20 protein-coding genes are annotated in these 18478 nt (G+C 72.6%); 12 read left to right on the top strand and 8 right to left on the bottom strand.

Annotated elements, in window-relative coordinates; genetic code table 11:
• Positions 1 to 61: 61 nt before the first annotated feature.
• The 4 genes from ACZ63J_RS37755 to ACZ63J_RS37740 form a co-directional block, all read right to left on the bottom strand.
• Complete coding sequence (locus ACZ63J_RS37755; protein ID WP_465407347.1) at positions 62 to 1189, bottom strand: hypothetical protein; 1128 nt, start codon at positions 1187 to 1189, stop codon at positions 62 to 64.
• Positions 1186 to 1521, bottom strand: coding sequence for a hypothetical protein (locus tag ACZ63J_RS37750; RefSeq protein ID WP_465305850.1), 336 nt, complete (start codon positions 1519 to 1521; stop codon positions 1186 to 1188). Before ACZ63J_RS37750 ends, ACZ63J_RS37755 begins: the two co-directional genes overlap by 4 nt.
• A 9-nt stretch (positions 1522 to 1530) precedes the next feature.
• The gene (locus ACZ63J_RS37745; protein WP_465407349.1) at positions 1531 to 2028 is read right to left on the bottom strand and encodes a YbaB/EbfC family nucleoid-associated protein; all 498 of its coding nucleotides are present in this window, start codon (positions 2026 to 2028) and stop codon (positions 1531 to 1533) included.
• Between the two features lie 102 nt (positions 2029 to 2130).
• Positions 2131 to 2433, bottom strand: a complete 303-nt coding sequence (locus tag ACZ63J_RS37740; protein WP_465305854.1) for a DUF1905 domain-containing protein — start codon at positions 2431 to 2433, stop codon at positions 2131 to 2133.
• Positions 2434 to 2763: 330 nt separating this feature from the next.
• Between ACZ63J_RS37740 and ACZ63J_RS37735 the strand changes: the two genes are divergently transcribed.
• From ACZ63J_RS37735 to ACZ63J_RS37720, 4 genes are all read left to right on the top strand, one after another.
• Entirely contained in the window at positions 2764 to 3648 is an 885-nt protein-coding gene (locus tag ACZ63J_RS37735) for a hypothetical protein (RefSeq protein WP_465407350.1), read from the top strand.
• 1 nt (position 3649) lies between these two features.
• Positions 3650 to 4021, top strand: coding sequence for a hypothetical protein (locus ACZ63J_RS37730; protein WP_465407352.1), 372 nt, complete (start codon positions 3650 to 3652; stop codon positions 4019 to 4021).
• Positions 4022 to 4164: 143 nt separating this feature from the next.
• Entirely contained in the window at positions 4165 to 5349 is a 1185-nt protein-coding gene (locus tag ACZ63J_RS37725; RefSeq protein WP_465407354.1) for a sialidase family protein, read from the top strand.
• A gap of 97 nt (positions 5350 to 5446) precedes the next feature.
• Positions 5447 to 7414: a glycoside hydrolase family 31 protein gene (locus ACZ63J_RS37720; protein WP_465407356.1), complete on the top strand. Its 1968-nt coding sequence runs from the start codon at positions 5447 to 5449 to the stop codon at positions 7412 to 7414.
• 9 nt (positions 7415 to 7423) lie between these two features.
• Here the strand turns inward: ACZ63J_RS37720 and ACZ63J_RS37715 are convergent, their stop codons facing one another.
• Positions 7424 to 8386, bottom strand: coding sequence for a LysR family transcriptional regulator (locus tag ACZ63J_RS37715; RefSeq protein ID WP_465407358.1), 963 nt, complete (start codon positions 8384 to 8386; stop codon positions 7424 to 7426).
• An 85-nt stretch (positions 8387 to 8471) separates the two neighbouring features.
• Here ACZ63J_RS37715 and ACZ63J_RS37710 point away from each other — a divergent pair, with 85 nt between their 5' ends.
• Genes ACZ63J_RS37710 through ACZ63J_RS37700 form a run of 3 tightly spaced genes read left to right on the top strand, consistent with a single transcriptional unit; the run spans position 8472 to position 9873 of the window.
• A complete protein-coding gene (locus ACZ63J_RS37710; protein WP_465337219.1) occupies positions 8472 to 9083 on the top strand; it encodes a hypothetical protein in 612 nt (203 codons plus the stop codon).
• The gene (locus ACZ63J_RS37705) at positions 9080 to 9448 is read left to right on the top strand and encodes an SgcJ/EcaC family oxidoreductase (protein WP_465407360.1); all 369 of its coding nucleotides are present in this window, start codon (positions 9080 to 9082) and stop codon (positions 9446 to 9448) included. Before ACZ63J_RS37710 ends, ACZ63J_RS37705 begins: the two co-directional genes overlap by 4 nt.
• The gene (locus ACZ63J_RS37700; protein WP_465407362.1) at positions 9445 to 9873 is read left to right on the top strand and encodes a VOC family protein; all 429 of its coding nucleotides are present in this window, start codon (positions 9445 to 9447) and stop codon (positions 9871 to 9873) included. Before ACZ63J_RS37705 ends, ACZ63J_RS37700 begins: the two co-directional genes overlap by 4 nt.
• On the opposite strand, the gene ACZ63J_RS37695 is transcribed toward ACZ63J_RS37700, so the two are convergent.
• The 3 genes from ACZ63J_RS37695 to ACZ63J_RS37685 form a co-directional block, all read right to left on the bottom strand.
• The gene (locus ACZ63J_RS37695; RefSeq protein WP_465439826.1) at positions 9816 to 11429 is read right to left on the bottom strand and encodes an alpha/beta fold hydrolase; all 1614 of its coding nucleotides are present in this window, start codon (positions 11427 to 11429) and stop codon (positions 9816 to 9818) included. The genes ACZ63J_RS37700 and ACZ63J_RS37695 overlap by 58 nt on opposite strands.
• A complete protein-coding gene (locus tag ACZ63J_RS37690; RefSeq protein ID WP_465404264.1) occupies positions 11430 to 12131 on the bottom strand; it encodes a TetR/AcrR family transcriptional regulator in 702 nt (233 codons plus the stop codon).
• A 96-nt stretch (positions 12132 to 12227) separates the two neighbouring features.
• The gene (locus ACZ63J_RS37685) at positions 12228 to 12740 is read right to left on the bottom strand and encodes a hypothetical protein (RefSeq protein WP_465404266.1); all 513 of its coding nucleotides are present in this window, start codon (positions 12738 to 12740) and stop codon (positions 12228 to 12230) included.
• A gap of 84 nt (positions 12741 to 12824) precedes the next feature.
• On the opposite strand from ACZ63J_RS37685, the gene ACZ63J_RS37680 reads away from it, so the two are divergent.
• Genes ACZ63J_RS37680 through ACZ63J_RS37660 form a run of 5 tightly spaced genes read left to right on the top strand, consistent with a single transcriptional unit; the run spans position 12825 to position 18358 of the window.
• A complete protein-coding gene (locus ACZ63J_RS37680; protein WP_465404268.1) occupies positions 12825 to 13901 on the top strand; it encodes a heme/hemin ABC transporter substrate-binding protein in 1077 nt (358 codons plus the stop codon).
• The gene (locus tag ACZ63J_RS37675) at positions 13898 to 14932 is read left to right on the top strand and encodes a FecCD family ABC transporter permease (protein ID WP_465404270.1); all 1035 of its coding nucleotides are present in this window, start codon (positions 13898 to 13900) and stop codon (positions 14930 to 14932) included. The genes ACZ63J_RS37680 and ACZ63J_RS37675 overlap by 4 nt, the downstream gene beginning before the upstream one ends.
• Entirely contained in the window at positions 14929 to 15711 is a 783-nt protein-coding gene (locus tag ACZ63J_RS37670; RefSeq protein WP_465404272.1) for a heme ABC transporter ATP-binding protein, read from the top strand. The genes ACZ63J_RS37675 and ACZ63J_RS37670 overlap by 4 nt, the downstream gene beginning before the upstream one ends.
• Positions 15711 to 16535, top strand: coding sequence for a hypothetical protein (locus ACZ63J_RS37665; protein WP_465404274.1), 825 nt, complete (start codon positions 15711 to 15713; stop codon positions 16533 to 16535). Before ACZ63J_RS37670 ends, ACZ63J_RS37665 begins: the two co-directional genes overlap by 1 nt.
• Positions 16532 to 18358, top strand: coding sequence for an HtaA domain-containing protein (locus tag ACZ63J_RS37660; protein WP_465404275.1), 1827 nt, complete (start codon positions 16532 to 16534; stop codon positions 18356 to 18358). Before ACZ63J_RS37665 ends, ACZ63J_RS37660 begins: the two co-directional genes overlap by 4 nt.
• Positions 18359 to 18478: the final 120 nt, after the last annotated feature.

Below are 18478 nucleotides of genomic sequence, written 5' to 3'. Positions count from 1 at the left end.
CGGACCCGGGCCTCGGCCGCCGAGTGTTCGACCTGGTCCTGGAGCCGGGCCGCCCAAGACTCTAGATGTCGAGGTCCTTCAGCGTCTCCTCCGGGCTCCGGTCCCCGCCGATCTCGCTCTTGTCGAACCACGGTTCGTCTCCTTCGGGCGTGACGGCGTCCTTGCCTTCGGCGAAGGCGCCCTTCGCGGCCCCGATGCCCGCCTTGACACCCGCTCCGGCGAGCAGCGGCCCAGCGCCCGCGCTGGTTCCAAGCATCGTGGTGAGCATCCGGTTGCTCGGCTGCCAGCCCTCGGCGACCTTGCCGAAGCCGAACTTGGTCTGGCCGGGCATCACGCCGACACGCAGCTTGGTGGTGAACTCGACGAGCTTCGTCGAGTACTTCTCCAGGAACTTGATGAAGGTCTCGAGCAGCTTGCCGAACTTGCCCAGGTAGCCGGTGACCTTCTTCAGGACCGTCGCGGCCTTGGCGATGGACGCGGTCATCGCGGCGGCGACCGAGCTGCCGAAGCTGATCACCGACGCGGCCAGCGCGGGCAGCCAGAGCGTGATCAGCCAGGACACGAGCTCGGTGATGATGCCCTTGATCACCTCTTCGATGACCACCATGACCATCGACCACATCTGCAGCACCTCGGCCACCGAACCGGCGGCCGAGCCGACCCCGCGGATGCCCGAGGAGAAGTCGCCGAGCGCTTCCTTCGCCGCGTTGCCGGCGTCGTCGACCCACTCGGCCAGCGCCGTGTCACCGGTCTTCTCGAAGTCCTCGGCGAGGGCGACAAAACCCTGGGCGATCGTCACGAAGTTCTCCGACGCGTGCCCGATCGCCGGGCCGTCGCCGGTGACCTGGTGCAGCGCGTCCTGCAGCGGCTGGACCAGCTCGAGCAGCATGTTCAGCCCGTGGCTGACCAGCCAGCCGATCGGGTCCATGGCGAAGGTGACCATGTCGCCCGCCGCGGCCCCGACGAACTTCGCGCCGTCGCCGACCAGCGCGCCACCCGCGGAGGCCAGCTCCCCGAAGTTGCCCGCCTGCGCGGCCTGCTGGGCGTGCTCGCCGATCGACTTGCCCGCCTTGTAGGCGGTGCCCGCCACCGGCACGTAGCCGGCCGCGCGGTCGAGGTTCGCGCCGGTGCTCTCGTCGTAGGCCTGGACGTCCAGCGCGTCGGCGATGCTCTTCTTCGGCTCGGTCATTCGCCCTTCCCCACCGCGTCGATCTCCGCCTCGTACCGGCCGAAGGTGACCTTGCCGGCGTCTTCGGTTCCCTGGTACATCTCCGCGGCCTTGGTCAGCTTCGCGGTGAACCCGTCCACGCCGTCCTTCAGGTCGGTGAGCAGCGAGCGCAGTTCGGTCAGCCGGTCGGTGTAGCCCTGCTTGGCGTAGAGGCCGATGAGGCCCCAGGCCTCGTTCGTCACGTCGGCGGCGTCGATCTTGGCCCCGAACTTGTCCGCTTCGCCCTCGTAGAAGGGGAGCTGGCGGGCGTAGGCGGAGATCGCGCCGATGTTCGTCTGAATTCCGTCTGGCATCGCGTTTTCCTAGGATCGGCGGAGGATGGGGCCCTGGTCGTCGAAGTAGTCGTCGTCGCCGGCCGGGCGACGGCGGGCGGGCCGCGCCGGGTGCTGCGGCTGCGGTTCCGACGCGGGTTCGGCCGCCGCGGTTCCGAACGCTTCGGTCTGGGCCTGGCGCACCTGCTCGGAGACGTTCACGCCGAGCGTGTCGCCGAAGGTGTCGTCCACGATCCCGGCCTGCTGCCGGACGGCGCCGGCCACCGCGGCGCGGATGGTGCTCATGATCGTGGCGGCCAGCTGACCGGCCTCGACGCGCATGGCGCCCGCGGTGAGCCGGACGTCGGTGATCGTGCCACCGGCGCCCGCGGCCACCGTGACGGTGCCGTCCGGCGAGGTGACGGTGGTCTCGACCCGGGCGATCCGCTCCTGCATGTCGCCGACGTCGGCGAAGCGGGCCTCGGCCTGCTGCACCTTGGCCCGGAAGTGCTCGAACTGGGCGATCAGCTCGTCCATCTGGGCGGACATCGTGTCTCCTTGCGTGTATGCGGGGGCGGACAGTGGCCGAATTCTGACAGATTCGTGCGTGCGGGGATCGGTTTTCCGCAGATCCTGCACCGACCGAGGGTTTCAGACGTTGATCAGCTCGACGCTCACGGTCAGCGTGCCCCCGATTTCGAGGCCCTCGGCCTGCCGGACAGCTCGCTTGACGGGCAGCACGTAACCGCCGCGGCCGCTGTCCGGGAAGATCGACGTCCGCCAGGTCGTCGCCCCGACCCGGACCCGGACGCGCACCGCCCCGAAGCCCCGCCGGGGGCCGGCGGCGAACTCCCGGATCTCCTCCGACGCGGCCACGGGCAGGCTGACGAAGGTCCAGCTCTCGGTGCGCCGGGCGTCCCACTCCCAGAGCTCGGCGTCGAAGACGAAGTTCACCTCGCCAGTGTCACACGCACCACCGACACTAAACCGGATCACCGCGGCGCGCGTGCACCTGCGTCAGCACCCTCGGATTCGAAAGGCACGACCATCAGCAGCACCTTCACCGCCGACCCGGACGCGATCGGGAAGCTCGGCGCGCTGGCCGGGCGGGCCGGCGCCGCGGCCGGGCTCTACCGCGCCGCGGCCACCGACGGCCCGAACGAATGGGGTGAGGGGCTGCTGGGCAAGCTGGCCGCGCCGCTCGACCGGTGGCAGGAGCTCGCCGTCGCCAACGGCGGCAAGGCCGAGTCGCTCGCGCACGCCTACGACACCGCGCTCGTCGCCGTGGCCAAGCTGTACCGGGAGACCGACCACGAGGCCGCGGCGAAGGCCGACGCGTCCTATCCGGACGCGCTGTCCGAGCGGGTCGCGCCCGGCGACGTCGCCTCGCCGGAAACCGCGGCGGCCTTCACCGACTTCGAGAACGCGTCCCGCAACCCCCGGCACCCCGAGCTCGAGTACACCGGCCCGGACAACCCGGGCGAAGACGCGTTCGGCGGCTGGAACATCGAGCTGCAGCGCATCGCCGACCGGATCGCGGGCGGGGCGTCGATCTCCGGGGCGGCGCGGGGCCTGCTGACGAAGCTGGTCGGGATCGACCTGCTGACCGTCGTCGAGAAGCTGGTGGCCGGCGACTGGGACGCGCTGCTGCGGCAGGGCATGGTGTTCGAGGACACCGGAATCGCGTTCGGCAAGATCAAGCAGAACGTCGACCGCGGCCGGTTCGGCATCCAGGAACGCTGGACCGGGCACGCCGGCGAGGCCGCGCGCGCCTGGCTGACCGACTACTCGTACGCCTGCGCGGAACACGCGAAGTTCTGCACCGAAGCCGGCTGGAAGATCAAGAACTTCGCCCGCGCCGCCTACGACGCGATGCAGGCGCTCGACATCGCGCTCGAAGGGCTCCTCGACGCCCTGCTCGGCAAGGTCCTCAAGCTCGGCAAGGCTCTCGAGTTGTTCCTGCTGGGCATCGCCGGTCTCGGCGACGGCGAGTCCGTCCGGCAAGCGATCGCGGGGGTGCTGACCGAGGTGACCCCGCTGCGCACGGCCATCGACACACTGAACACGCTGGCGCACACGATCGCGTCGATCGCCGAACTGGTGGCGGGGAACGGCGAGATCGCCGCGAAGGCCTGGCCCGGCGAACCCTACAAGCACCCGGGGACCTGACGTGGAGAGCTCACCGTGGCGCACCGAGCAGGGCCGGCGCGCGAGGCACAACCAGATGGTGCTGCTGGCCCGCGGCGAAGGCGACCTGGCCGACTTCGCCCGCGACGTCCTGGCCGGCCGGGCGAAGCCGGAAGACCTGCTGTACCGCTCGTATCTGAGTGACGAGACGCTCGAAGCGGCGCACGCGGGCATCGCCGAGTGGCACGCCCTGCCCGAGGCGGACCGGCAGGCGGCCCTCGACGGCGCGGCGGCCCGGACCCAGGAGGAGATCGCGGCGCTCGCGGCCCTTCCGGATGCGGAGCCGGGACCGGAGCCCGGCCCGGACGACGACGACCACGACTACGGCGCGGAGTTCCTGAACTCGTTGCGGTGAAACCGTTCCTTCTCGCTGGGTAGCCGAACCGGCGCTCAGCGTGGTCCTTGACGCGCGCGCACGCGCCTCCTAGGTTGTCGGGACATAGGACGTCGGACATCCCATGTCCTAGCTCTCCATTCCTCAGCGAGGAGGCGGCGCCGGTGGCACCGACACGCAGGTTCGGCACGATTCTGCTGGCAGCGGCCGTGGTCTGGCTGCCCCTCACCCCGGCGGCCACGGCCGCGCCGGCCCACGGCTGCGCGTCTTCCGTGCCGTTCACCTCGGGCACCGAGGGGTACGACACGTTCCGCATCCCGGCCGTGGTGCGCGCGGCGAACGGCGCACTGGTGGCGTTCGCGGAGGGCCGGCGCGACTCGGCGGGCGACTCGGGCGCCATCCAGACCGTCTCGCGCAGCTCCCGCGACGGCGGCTGCACCTGGGGCGCCTTGTCCGTGGTCACCAGCAACGGCGACGCGACCGCGGGCAACCCGACTCCGGTGCTCGCGCGCAACGGCGACCTGGTGCTGCTGACCGTCCACAACGGACTCGTCTCGGAGAAGCAGATCATGTCCGGTGAGGCGTCCGAGCAGGACACCCGCCGCGTGTTCGTCCAGCGCAGCGGGGACAACGGCCGCACCTGGACCGCCGCGCGCGACATCACCGCGGACACGAAGCTGCCAGGCTGGCGGTGGTACGCCACCGGTCCCGGGCACGCGACGCTGCTGCGCCACGGCCCGCACGCGGGCCGGATCGTGGTGCCCGCCAACCACTCCAGCTCCCCGCCGGCCGGCTCGGCCGACGTCGGCACGGAGCCGAAGTACTACGGCGGCCACGACCTCTACAGCGACGACAACGGCCGCACCTGGCACATCGGCTTCACCGACGACCGCACCGACGGCGTCGTCGCGGCGAACGAGACGACGGCGACCGAGCTGCCCGACGGCACGCTCTACTTCTCCAGCCGCAACCAGGGTTCCGCGCCCGAGCACCGCGTCGACGGTTACAGCGTCGACGGCGGCAAGACCCTGGTCCGGCCGTACCGGGCGCAGCCGTCGGTGTCCGGGACGAAGGTCGAGGGCAGCGTGCTGCAGACGACCCTGCCGTGGCTGGTGCTGTACTCCGGCCCGGCCGACCCCGCGACGCGCACGGTGATGCGGCTGCGGCTGAGCACCGACCGCGGGCACACCTGGCACGCGGGCCGCACGCTGACCACCGGCCCGGCGGCGTACTCCGACCTCGTCCAGGCCGACCCGCTCACGGTCGGGCTGCTGTACGAGACGGGCACGGCGGGGCCGTACGAAACCATCGTGTTCCAGCGGCTCCCGCTGACCCAGCTCGGCGGGTAGCGCACCCCCTTGACAAGCAACCGCGTCACCCTGTCTGCTTACTCCTGCGCAATCCAGCGCAGTAACGAGCAACTTCTCGCACTTACTGGAGGCTCGGGTGCAGCGACGCACACTGGTGTTCGGGACCATCGGCCTGCTGCTCGCCGGCGCGACACCGGCCGCCGCGGCCCAGCAGGCGTCGCTGACCGTGCCTCGCAGCGGCGACGCCCCCGGCTACCAGCTGCGCGTCGACACGCACCGCCTCGGGATCAGCGTGTCCCGGGGCGGTGAGCAGCTCCTGCGCACGGCTCCCGACGCCTTCACCTTCGCCGGCGGGGTCGCCACGCGGGTGCGGTCGGTCGAGAAGCACGGGGACACGCTCGTCGCGGTGGCCGACAGCACCGCCGGCAAGCCCGTGACCTTGCGGTTGACGCCGAAAGCGGACCGTTTCGAGCTCAGCTGGTCGGTGGCCGGCGAGGCGGCCGGCGACCGGGCGACCCACTTCGACCTGGCGACGTCCGGGCACTGGTACGGCGGCGGTGAGACCAGCGAAGGCAAACCCCAGCCCTACCCGCTCTCCGCCGGCGTCGTCGACGAACCCGAGTTCTCCCCCGCCAGCTACATGATGCAGGAGCCGTACTTCTCGACGTCGAAGTCGATCGGTCTCTTCGTGCGCACCGCGCAGCCGATGAAGGTCGCGCTCGCGAACGGGCGCGCCGACCTCACCGTCACCGGCTCGGCCGAGTACTCCAGCACGATCTTCGTCGAATCGAGCCGGCGGGCGGTTTACGACGACTACCTCGGCGAAGTCGGCAAGCCCGCCAAGAGCGACGCCTCCGACGCCGAATACACCAGTCCACTGTGGAACTCGTGGGCGCAGTACTACCGCAACATCGACCAGGACAAGGTCCTCGCCTGGGCACGCGACCTGAAGACCGCGGGGGTCGCCGGGCACACCGTGCAGCTCGACGACAAGTGGGAGTCGAACTACGGCAACCTGACCTTCGACCCGAAGACGTTCCCCGCGCCCAAGAAGCTCGTCGACGACGTCCACGCGCTGGGCCAGAAGTTCGGGCTGTGGACGACGTTCTGGATCAACCTCGACTCGGCCAACTACGCCTACGCCCGCGACCACGGTTACCTGCTGCGCGCCAAGGGAACCAGCGAACCGTGCACCGTCAAGTGGTGGAACGGTACCGCGGGCATCATCGACCTCGGCAACCCGCAGGCGCGCGACTGGTACACCGGCAACCTGCGCACGCTCATGGCCGGCTACGGCGTCGACGGCTTCAAGTTCGACACCCGCTTCTTCGACGACAGCTGCGCCACCTCGGGCGGACTGACCCCGCAGGACTACCAGCGGCTCGGCGCGGACATGACCGACAGTTTCGACCAGCAGGGCGCCGGCATCCGCACCCACTGGGGCACCCAGCGCTACGGCTTCGTGATCCGGGCGGTCGACGCCGACACGACGTGGGACGGCCTGCGCACCTCCGTTCGCCGGGCCTCGGTCATCTCCACCGACGGGTACCCGTTTGTCGAGACGGACATGATCGGCGGCTCCAACAGCGAGCCGCCGCCCTCGCCGGAGGTGCTCGTGCGCTGGGCGCAGGCGGCGTCGCTGATGCCGCTGATGTACGCCTCGACGTCGCCGGTGACGACCGTCGACACCACCACCGGCCAGACGGTGACCTACCCGGCCGGCACCGCCGAGCGGTACGCCGGCGCCGTGCGGACCCACGCGAAGCTGGCGGACTACTTGAAGACCCAGGTGAAGCAGGCGGTCGCGGACGGGACGCCGATCATGCGGCCGGTGTTCTTCGACTTCCCGCGGGACCACCGCTTCGACACGATCGACGACGAGTGGCTGCTCGGCCCGGCGCTACTGGCCGCACCGGTGCTCGCCGCAGGCACCACCCGCGACGTCGTCCTGCCCGCCGGCCTGTGGTTCGACCCGCACACCAAGCGGGTCGAGCTCGGCGGTCGCACTCTGCGCAACTACCCCGCGCCGCTCGACGTCACGCCGATGTTCGTCCGCCTCGGCGCGCCGGGGTCGGCCGGGCTGGTCGCGGCCCTCTCGCGGTGACCGGCCCGCTCACGGCAGGGCGAACGCCGCCCCGCCGTCGTGCCACCACCGCCGGTAGCCCGGCGTGCTCTCGACGAGGGCCAGGTAGCCCAGCCGGATCTCCTCGCACACCTCGTCCACCAGCGCGGCGAGCGCGGACTCCGTGCGCCAGGCGAGCACCAGCCCGCGGTGCAGCGGGGTCCCGGTGAGCGAGAGGGTCGCCAGGCCGTCGCGGGCCGTGCCGATCGGGTAGAGCGGGCAGATCGCGCGGTTCTCCCGCGTCAGCGCGAAAGCGACGTGCGCTTCGTTCGTGAAGTGCGTGATGCGGTGCTCGAAACCCGCCGACGCGCAGACGCGCGCGAAGTAGTCGTTCATGCCGCTGTCGTCGGGGTCGGGCATCACCCACTTCTCGTCGGCCAGCTCGGCGAGGCCGATCTCGCCCCGCCCGGCGAGCGGGTGTCCTTCCGCGACACCGACGAAGAACGGCTCCCGCAGCAGCAGCCGGTGTTCCACGCCTTCGGGCAGCTGCAAGGGGAAGCCGGGGAACTCGCGCAGCACCGCGACGTCCAGCTCGCCCGAACGCAGCAACGCGGTGAGGGCTCCCGTCTCGCGGATCGTGCGGCTGGTGACCTCCCGCCGCGGCACCATCGCGGTGAGCGTGTTGACGAGCAGGCTGAACTGCTGCGCCGGGATCCCACCGACCTTGACCGGCGCGCCCGCCTCGACGCGGGTGTTCACGCGCGCGGTGCGTTGCAGGACTTCGAACTGGCGCAGCAGGGTGCGCGCGTCACGCACGAACTCGGCGCCGGCGTGGGTGGGCAGCACACCCTCGGCCGAGCGGACGAACAGCGAGCCGCCGACGAGCTGCTCGATCCGCTTGAGCTGCGTGGTCACGGCGGGCTGGCTCAGGTGCAGCCGTGCGGCCGCCCGCCGCAGGCTGCCGGCCGCGGCGACCTCGACCACGAGTTCCAGGTGCCGGATTTCCAGACGCATGATCGGAACGTTATCGCCCGATGCAATAGGGCCGACTCCGTGACGATCATCGCCACCGAGCCGGGCGCGCGTTTACGTTTCCGGGGTGACTGTTCTGGTTTCGGTTCCGGTGAGCGGGAAGCCGGCTCTTCCCGTGCTGTTGTCCGACGACGTGCTGCGCCGCTTCCTCGACGCCGCGGCCGCCGAATACGCGTTCATCACCCCGGAAGAACCGAGACCCTGTTTCGCGGTGCTGCTCGGCGCGTTCGCCGACGACGCCGTCGTCGTGTCCGACCTCGCCTTCGGCCGCAATGCCCGCACGACGGATCCCAGTGCCCGGGCGGAGTTCGCGGCCGCCATCGTCCCGCGGTTCGGCTCCGCGTACGAAAACCCGGTGCGCGCCTGGTGGTTCGACCCCGCCGACCTGCTTCGCATCACGCGGGACGCCGGCGCGCGTGACCTCGACGTGCTCGGTTCGATCCACCTGCATCCGGACTGGCACCGGCTCGGCCCGGAATGCGAACGCGACCGTCCGCTGAGCGACCGGCCGACCCCGATGGACGAATACGTGTTCCGCGGCGCGGGCTGGCCGCTGAACGTCGTCTGTTACCTCGAACGGCGGCACGGCGCGTTCTACTACTCACTCGGCGCGTGGGACGGCGACTGTGCGCCGCTGTCCCTGCGCGTCCACGCCTCGGCGGCCGTGGTGAGCGCGTGACCGACCACCGCATCCCGGCCCTGTGGGACACGATGGCGGCGGGCTGGGCGGCCGGCGACGCGGCGCGGTTCGCCTCGGTGTTCGCCGCCGACGTCGCCTTCGTGAACGTCCGCGGGGAAGCCGTTTCCGGTCGTGCCGCGGTCGAGGACAGCCACGGCCGCCTCTTCGCTTCGGCCTACCGCGGGACGACGCTGTCGGCGTCGGTGACCTTGGTCCGTCCCCTGGCGCCGGATCTCTCGCTGGTGCACGTCACGTCGGAGATCCACCCCGCCGGGGTGGTGACGCACGCCGCGGCCGTCGTCCGCCACGGCGACGTCGCCGAGATCGCCGCCTTCCACAACATGATCCCGAAGGGACCCGCATGACCCGCCCCCGCCTGCGCCACCTCGCCTTCGTCGTCCGGGACGCCCAGCGCATGGCCGAGTTCTACTGCACGCAGTTCGAGATGGAGCTGTTCCACACCGACCCCGACGGCAGCCACTTCGTCACCGACGGGTACCTCAACCTGGCGCTCATCCAGCAGCAGCTGACCGGCGACGTCGCGACGGGGTTCAACCACTTCGGCTTCGAGGTGCCGGCGGTGGCCCCGCTGGCGGAGACGCTCACCGCGGCCGGTGTCCCCCGCCCGGCCCTGCGCGGCGGCGACCGCCCGTTCGCCGAATACCGCGCGATCGACCCGGAAGGCAACTGGTTCGACCTGTCGGAGCACGGGTTTCTGCCGCCGTCGGTCGATCAGAGCAGCCGGACGACCTCGGCGGCGACCACCTCGGGTTCGGTCAGCGGGACGTAGTGCCCGGAGCGCGCGGCGACCACGTGCCGGCCACCCGCCGCCCGGCGGGCGTGGGACGCGTTCGCCGCCGCGCGCATCGCCGTGCTCATGCCGTCCCCGGGACGGCCGCCCGAGATGACGGTCACCGGGACGCCGCCCAGCTCGGGCGGCGCGGACCGCCACGTCGCCAGCTCGTCGAGGAACGTCTTCGCCTGCTCCCGCTGGGTCCGGACCACCCCCGGCCCGAACGCCTCGCGGCGCAGGTCGCGGCCGACATCGTCCGGGACACCCTTCAGCAGCCCGCGGAAGACGACCCTGAGCAGCCCCAGCCGGGCCAGCACGGCGCCCGCGCCGAGCGCGAGCCGTTCGGCGCGGCGGAACGTCCGTCCGAAAAGGACGTCCGCGGCTTCGTCGGTGGGGTCGACCAGGACCAGGCCGGCGATCCGCTCCGGGCGCGCGGCGGCCGCGAGCCGGGTGATCGGGCCGCCGGCGCTGTGCCCGACGAGGACGAACGGGCCCGGGCCGAAGTGGTCGAGGACCGTGGTGAGGTCACCGGCCAGCCGCGTCAGGGTACGGCCGGCGGGATCGGGCTCGCTGCGCCCCAAGCCCGCGCGGTCGTAGACGATCGCCCGGGTGTGCCGGGCGACCACCGGCTGCACGGCGGCCCACGACGAGCGGCTCGCCGCGGCGCCGGCCTCGAAGACGACCGTCGGCCCGGCGCCGGAGCCCAGCACCATCGTGTGCAACCGGCGGCCGTCCGGGGTGGGAACCCATTCCGAGGTCCCCTGGGTGTGCGTCGGGGGCGCCCCCCCGGCGGCCGCGCCCGCACCGTCCTTTCCGGACCGGAACGAGCCCATCGCGCGCCCGTGGTACCAGTAGGCCCGCCCGTGCACGTCGGTCTTCGGCAGTCCGAAGCTCCCCCGCAACCGGGTGCGCACCTGCCGGAACGATCCCGACTCGGTCGCGACCCACGCCCGCCAGCCCGACCAGTCCCGCTCCTCGATCGCCGCGGCCAGCGACCCCGCGTCCCGCCGCGGTACCCAGTGGACCCGCGCGCGGGGGTGCGCCCGCAGCGGGATCAGGCGGTCGTCGGGGACGTGTTCCTCCAGGTAGACCGCCACCGGCAGCTCGGCGGGGACCACCGCCAGGATCGCGTCGATCGCCGGCATCGACGCGGCGTCGCCGACGAGGAGCCACCCCGCTGGGGTGCCGGGCTCGAACGTGGTGGATCCCAGCGACGTCACCGGAACCGTCGTCCCGGGCCGCGCGGACCGGGCCCAGCGTGACGCGGGCCCGGCCGGGGTGTGCAGCACGACGTCGACCGCGAACGTGCCGGCCGCCGGGTCCGCTTCGGAGATCGTGTACGCCCGCTGGTGCTCGGCCGGCCCGCCGTCCGGGTCGGGGAACCAGAAGCGCAGCCACGCGGCCGGCCCGGGCACGACGTCGTCGAACAACGTCGGCGCGGTGAACCGGATCCGGACGAAGTGCGGCGCGAGCTGTTCGGTGCCGGTGACCGTCGCTTCGTGGTCCCGCGCCCCGAGCCCGCGCAGGATCGCGCCCTGGACACCGCGTGCCATCTAGAGCTCCCCTCCGGTGGCCGCCAGCTCGGCCACCATCTCGGCCACCGGGCGGCCGGGCGGGCAGACCGCCACCAGGCCCCGGATCGCCGCGGTCAGCAGCAACCGCACGTACAGCGGCCGCTCGAGCTGCGGCAACGTCGTGTGCGCGGGCCCGAGCCGCTCGTCGGAGACCAGCCGGCCGACCACCGCCCGCCGCTCGCGGTCCAGGCCCTCGCCGTCCTGGTCTTCGGCCGTGGCACTGGCTTCTTCCGACACGGTCATCGCGACGGTCAGCGAGGCGACCGCGCCGCTGAGCACGATCGCCGCGTCCACCGCGTACCCGCGCCGGCCGAGCGCCTCGACCTCGGCGGCCAGCGCCCGCTGCCCGCCCTCTCCTCGCGGGAACAGCAGCTGCAGGTACCCGGCGAGCCCCGGGTGCGCCAGGGCGAACTCCCGCAGCTGCAGCGCGAACGCCACGAGGTGCCGGGTCGTGTCGTGCGCCGGGTCGTCCCGCAGCCGGAGCTCGGCCAGGAGGCTCTCGCCGACCAGCCGCTCCAGCCCCCACCGCCCCTCGACGTGCCGGTACAGGGCCGTCGACGTGACCCCCAGCCGCGTCGCCACCGCCTTGACGCTCAGCTGCCGCAGCCCCAGCTCACGACCGGCCCGGACAATGTCGGCCACCGCGATCTTCGCGGGACGGCCGCCTCCGGTGCTCGTCACCGCAGTTCCCCCCACCAGTTAGTTACCCCCTAAAACTAAAGCGACCCTAACCGGCCTGTCAAGCGGGGTGCGGGCGACCCGCACCCCGCTCGCCGATCAGGAGAAGGTGACCGGGACGAAGACGTCGGCGGTGCGGTCGGCCGCGGACAGGTGGTCCCGGCGCGACACGATCGCACACGTGACGGCGGGGTCGCCGCAGTCGAGACCGCTGTTCGCGCGGGCGATCCGGATCCGCGTGGTGAACGTGCCGTTCGCGGCGATCGTGGCGGTGCCGCCCGGCAGGTTCGTCACCCACGCCGACGGGCCGACCCCGGTGCCGCCCTGGCCGTCGCCGCCCGCGCACGGGCTCGGCTTGACGCCGTAGGAGTAGTCCTCGGGCACCGCGCACAGCGCGACGTAGTAGCCGTTCGCCGGGTTGTACCCGCTGCCGGTGACGGTGATCGTCTCGCCGGCGGCGGCGAGCCCGGTGGCATTGGACGCGCTGAGGGTGAAGCCGTTGTGCGTGGCCGAGCTGGCGGCCGCGAAGGCGGGCGCGACCGCGACGCTCCCGAAGGCAGCTGCGGCGGTGGCGACCACGGCGACGCGGGCCAGGACGGATCTCTTCGACATGACGGGAATCCCTTCGATCACAACGAGGTAACGGAGATTAGGTAAGCCTTACCTACTCGTGATCAATATGGTTAGCCTTACCTAATGTTGTCAAGGGGGTTGCTGCCCGCTGCCGTCCTGCTGCTGGCCACCGCGGTCGCCGGCTGCACGACGGCACCCGCGGAGCAGGTCACCGCGGCGCCCGCCGCGCCGCTATCCGCGCTGAAACCGTTGGCGGACCCGAGGTCCCGCACCGGGCCGAGCACCGCGACGCTCGCCCAGCCCGACATCGCCGCCCCGCCGCCGGCGCAGCACCTGCCGGTCACCGTGACCGACCACCAGGGCACCCGCGTCACCGTCACGGACACGAGCCGGGTGCTCGCGTTCGACATGGCGGGCACGCTCGCCGCGACGGTGTTCGGCCTCGGCCTCGGCGACCGGGTCGTCGGCCGCGACGTCTCCACCGGCTTCCCGGCGGCACAACGGCTTCCGCTCGTGACGCGCAACGGCCACCAGCTCAACGCCGAAGCGATCCTCGCCCTCCGGCCGACGGTGGTGCTGACGGACACGACGCTCGGGCCGTGGGACGCCGTGCTGCAGCTGCGCGGCTCGGGCATCCCGGTGGTCGTGCTCGACCCGAAGCGGACGATGGACAACGTCGGCGCGCTGGTGCACGACGTCGCCGCCGCGCTCGGTGTTCCCCAAGCGGGACAACAGCTTTCGGCGCGCCTCGACCACGACATCGCCGCCAAGAAAGCCGAGATCACCCGCCTCGCGCCCGCCGAGCCGGACCGGAAGCTGCGTGCGGTGTTCCTCTACCTGCGCGGGCAGGCGGGCGTGTACTACCTGTTCGGCCGCGGCTCCGGCGCCGACTCCCTGATCACCGCGCTCGGCGCCGTCGACGTCGCGAGCGAAGCCGGGGTCGAGGGGATGCGGCCGATGACGCCGGAAGCGCTCGTGCGTGCCCGCCCGGACGTGATCCTGCTGATGACCAAGGGACTCGAGTCGGTCGGCGGCCCCGACGGGCTGCTGACCGTCCCCGGTGTCGCGCAGACCCCGGCCGGCCTGCACCGCCGGTTCGTCGACATGGCCGACAGCCAGATCCTGAGCTTCGGGCCACGCACTCCCGACGTCCTCGACGCGCTCGCCCGCGCGCTCTACGCCCCGGGGTCCGGCGAATGACCCGTCCGGTCAAGGTGACGGCCCTGTTCACCGGGCTCGTCGCCGCGCTGGTCGTCGTGGCCTGCGTTTCCGCGGGCACCGGCCAGTTCGCCATCCCGGTGTCCGACGTCGTCACGTCGCTGCTGCACCACATCGGCATCGGGCCGGGCCTGGCCGACCCGTTCGCCGAAGGCACGCTCTGGCAGGTCCGCTTCCCGCGGGTCGTGCTCGGCCTGCTGGCCGGCGGGGTGCTCGGCGTCGCCGGGGCGCTGATGCAGGGCCTGTTCGGCAACCCGCTCGCCGAGCCCGCGGTGGTCGGCGTCTCCGGCGGCGCGGCGGTCGGGGCGAGCCTGTCCATCGTGGCCGGCTGGACGTTCCTCGGCGCGTTCACCACCCCGGCCCTCGGCTTCGCCGGCGGGCTGCTGACGACCTTGACGGTGTACTTCCTGTCCCGCTCCGGCGGCCGCAGCGAGGTGGTGACGCTCATCCTCACCGGGGTCGCGGTCAACGCCGTGGCGAGCGCGGTGATCGCGTTCCTGCTGTTCTCCGGTGACCAGGCCGCGCGGGAGCAGATCGTGTTCTGGCAGCTGGGTTCCCTCGCTTCGGCGCGGTGGCCGTACGTCGGGTCGATCCTGCCGCTGGTGGCCGTCGGTGTGGCCGTCTCCCTGCTGCTCGCGAGGCGACTGGACCTGCTGGCGCTCGGCGAACGCCCGGCGCGGCACCTCGGCGTGCACGTGGAACGCCTGCGCGCCACCGGGATCGTCGTCGTGGCGCTGATGGTGTCGGCGGCCGTGTCGTACTCGGGGGTCATCGGGTTCGTCGGGCTGATCGTGCCGCACGCGGTGCGGATGCTTACCGGGCCGGGCCACCGGGTGCTCGTGCCGGCGTCGCTGCTGGCCGGCGCGGTCCTGCTCGCGGCGGCCGATCTGGCCGCCCGCACCACCTTCGACTACGCCGACCTGCCGATCGGCATCCTCACCGCGCTCGTCGGCGGGCCGGTCTTCTTCTGGCTCCTGCTGCGGACGCGCCGACGCGCGGGAGGCTGGGCATGACCGCGGCGGAGCTGGTGGACGTCACCTACAGCGTCGACGGACGGCGGCTGCTCGACGGTGTTTCGCTGGCGGTGCACGCCGGGGAGGTCCTGGTGCTGGCCGGCCCGAACGGCGCTGGGAAGTCGACCGCGCTGGGCCTGCTCACCGGAGACCTCACGCCCGCGCACGGCCGCGTCCGGCTCGACGGCAGTGAGCTCGGCGGCTGGTCGCTGGCCGAGCAGGCGCGGCGGCGGGCCGTGCTCCCCCAGCTGAACACGGTGAGCTTTCCGTTCACCGTGGCCGAAGTCGTCGCGATGGGCCGCGCGCCGTGGCGGGGCACCCCCGCCGAAGCCGGGGACGACGCGGCGGTCGCGCGGGCGCTGGAAGTCACCGGCATGGCGGCGTTCGCGAGCCGCCGGTTCCCCACCCTGTCCGGCGGTGAGCAGGCCCGCGCCGCGCTTTCCCGGGTGCTGGCGCAGGAGGCCGGGGTGCTGCTGCTCGACGAGCCGACCGCGGCCCTGGACCTCGGGCACACCGAGCGCGTCATGACAGTGGCCGCCGAGCGCGCCGCCGCCGGGGACGCCGTGCTCGTCGTCCTGCACGACCTCGGCCTCGCCGCCGCGTACGCCGACCGGGTCGTCCTGCTCTCCGGCGGCACCGTCGCCGCGGCCGGGCCGCCCGCCGAGGTCCTCACCGAAGCCCTGCTCAGCGAGGTCTACCGGCACCCGGTCGAGGTGTTCCCGCACCCCCGGACCGGCCGGCCTGTCGTTCTGCCCCACCGTCACGCCGAGGAGAACTGATGCGGCGAACCGGCCTCGTCCTGGCCGCGGCCGTGTTGCCGCTCGTGCTCGCCCCGCCCGCCGAAGCCGCGGCCCGGGTCACCGTGTCCCCCGCGGCCGCCGACCCCGGCTACGCCACGGTGCTCACCGTGCGCGGCAGCGGATTCCAGTCCGTGCCGAAGGCGTACGGCGGGATCTACCTGCTGTTCGGGTGGGTCGGCGACGGCGCGTGGCAGCCCAGCAAGGGCGGCGCGTCCGGGGCCACCTACCGGTACGTCCCGGACAAGGAGGCCAAGGACAACCGCGGCTTCCAGCGGTTCGTCGCCTTCCCGGGCAGCGACACCGCGGCCTCGGCCAACGGCGGCGTGATCGCCGCCGACGGCAGCTGGAGCACACAGCTCGTGGTGCCCGGCGCGAAGTTCCGCGCGACCGACCGCGACGGCGCGGTGGTCGACGTCGACTGCCTGAGGGTCCGATGTGGACTGATCACCGTCGGCGCGCACGGTGTCGTGAACGCGAACAACGAGACGTTCACCCCGGTGACGTTCGCCCTGCCGAAGCAGGCGGCCGCCCCTCCCCCGGCGACGAGCGCACCACCGTCGAGCCCGCCCGCGAGCACCACGGCGCCGCCGACGACGTCCTCGAGTGCTGTCGCGGCAACCACTTCCGCGGCGCCCGCACCGAAACCCGCCCCCGTGACCGCGGCGGCCGCCGAACCCGCCCGCGGCACCTGGTGGTGGCTCGTCGCCGCCGGCGCGCTGGTCGTCACGGCCGCCGCCTTGATCGTCCCCCCTCTCCTGCGACGCCGTCGCACCCCCAGGAACCAGGAAGGAAACCCCTCGTGAGACTGCGAAGACTCCTCGCCGCGGCCGGAGCCGCGACCCTGCTCGGCTGCCTCCTCGCCCCACCGGCGCTGGCCGCCGCGCCCGCGGTGACCGTCATCTCGGCGACCGGGCTCGACCCGGCGGGTACCTCGATCACCGTCAAGGGCACCGGGTTCGACCCGGCGGCCAACGACGGCAAGGGTTTCGGTGTCCGCGTCGGCCCGGCCAAGGACGACGTCCGCGCTCGCACGGCGACCGGGTTCCAAGTCAGCAAGCTGGTCAAGAAGGACCCGGTCGGCACGCAGATCCCACTGAACGCCGACGGCAGCTGGGAGCTGACGGTCACCGTCAAGGCCGAATACACCTCCGCGGGCACCACCTACAGCGCGAAGACCCAGCCGTTCAGCGTTTTCGTGTTCGGCTGGGACACCCCGGACCTGACGTGGGACCGCACGACCCCGCTGAAGTTCACCGGCATCGGCGACCCGGACCCCGGGGACACGGAGACCGGCCTCGCCTGGGGGATCAAGCAGAGCTGGCGCGGGTACATCAGCCGGTTCGGCGGCACGATCGCCGCGGACCAGGGCGCCGCTCTCGACGCGGCCGCACCGAACACGGCTCCCTTCCCCTACCGCTGGCCGGCCGGGACGGCGGCCTGGGACGGCAAGAAGGGGTCCGTCGGCTTCGACGGCCGCGTCACCTTCACCCTCGAACCGCACCTGATCTGGCAGTTCAGCCTGGCCGACCCGAAGCTCACCCTGGCCGGCGACGGCACCGGCAAGCTCAGCGCCACCGTCGGGTACCGGTTCTACGGCACGAAGACCGCACCCGAGCAGGTCCGCGAACCGGCCCCGGTCGACTTCGCCGACCTGACCGTCAAGGAGGTCCGCAAGGACGGCGCGAACGTCGTCGTCGACCTCGCCTCGGCCAAGCTGACCGAAGCCGGCGCGGACGCGTTCGCCGGGTTCTACCCGGCCGGGACCGACCTCGACGCCGGCCGGCTCGTCTTCCCCGGTGAATCGGCCCCGCCGACGTCCACCCCGCCGGCCACGACTCCGCCGTCGACGACCACTCCGCCGCCGGCGTGCACCCTCTCCCCCGGCTCGATCGCGCAGGGAAACCTGCTGTGGGGCTTCAAGAAGAGCTTCCGCTCCTACGTCGGCGGCGGTGCCGGGAACACGATCACGGCGGACGGCGGTGCGGAGATCACGAACATCGACGAAGTGGCGGGCAAGGCGATCCCGACCGGCGCCTACCGGTTCCCGCTCGGCACCGGCAGCCTCACCTCCGACGGCGAGTACACGGCGTCTTTCGGCGGCAAGATCACGTTCGGTTATCCGGCACACTTCTTCACCCTGACGCTGGCGAACCCGAAGCTCACCGTGGCTGGGGGCAAGGGGACGCTCTACGCCGACGTCGACCTGAAGACGACCGCCGGTGCGCCGTCGCCGCCGGTCAGCAAGCCCGGTGTCGCGCTGGCGAACCTGGACCTGGCGACGGCGGTGAAGACCCCGGGCACCGGCACGCTGACGGTCTCGGCGATCAAGGCCACCCTGACCAGCGCCGAGGCGTTCGCGAACTTCTACCAGGCCGGGGACGTCCTCGACGAGCCGACGGTCACCTTGGCGGCGCGGTGCGCGACGCTGCCCCCGGCGGGCGGCCCGAACCCCGGCGGCGCGGCCGGCGGATCCGGTGACGACCTGGTCCCCGACGTCGCGTTCCGCCCGTCCGGGCTGGCCGACACCGGGGTCTCGCTGATCGGCGTCTACTGGGGAGCCGCCCTGCTCCTCGCAGGCGGCGGCCTGGTGCTGCTGACTCGCGGGCGGGCCCTGCGGCGCCGGTGACCACGTCGGGGCGGCCGGGGAAACCGGCCGTCCCGACCCGGTGCTCCCGCGTTTCTCGCCGGACCACAGCCGGCACCGGAGGCCCCGTGGTGACGAACTGCGTGCCCGGTTCGTGTCCGA

The sequence above is a fragment of the Amycolatopsis sp. NPDC104863 genome (genome assembly GCF_055582965.1).
This window is presented reverse-complemented; position numbering and strand designations above follow the sequence as displayed.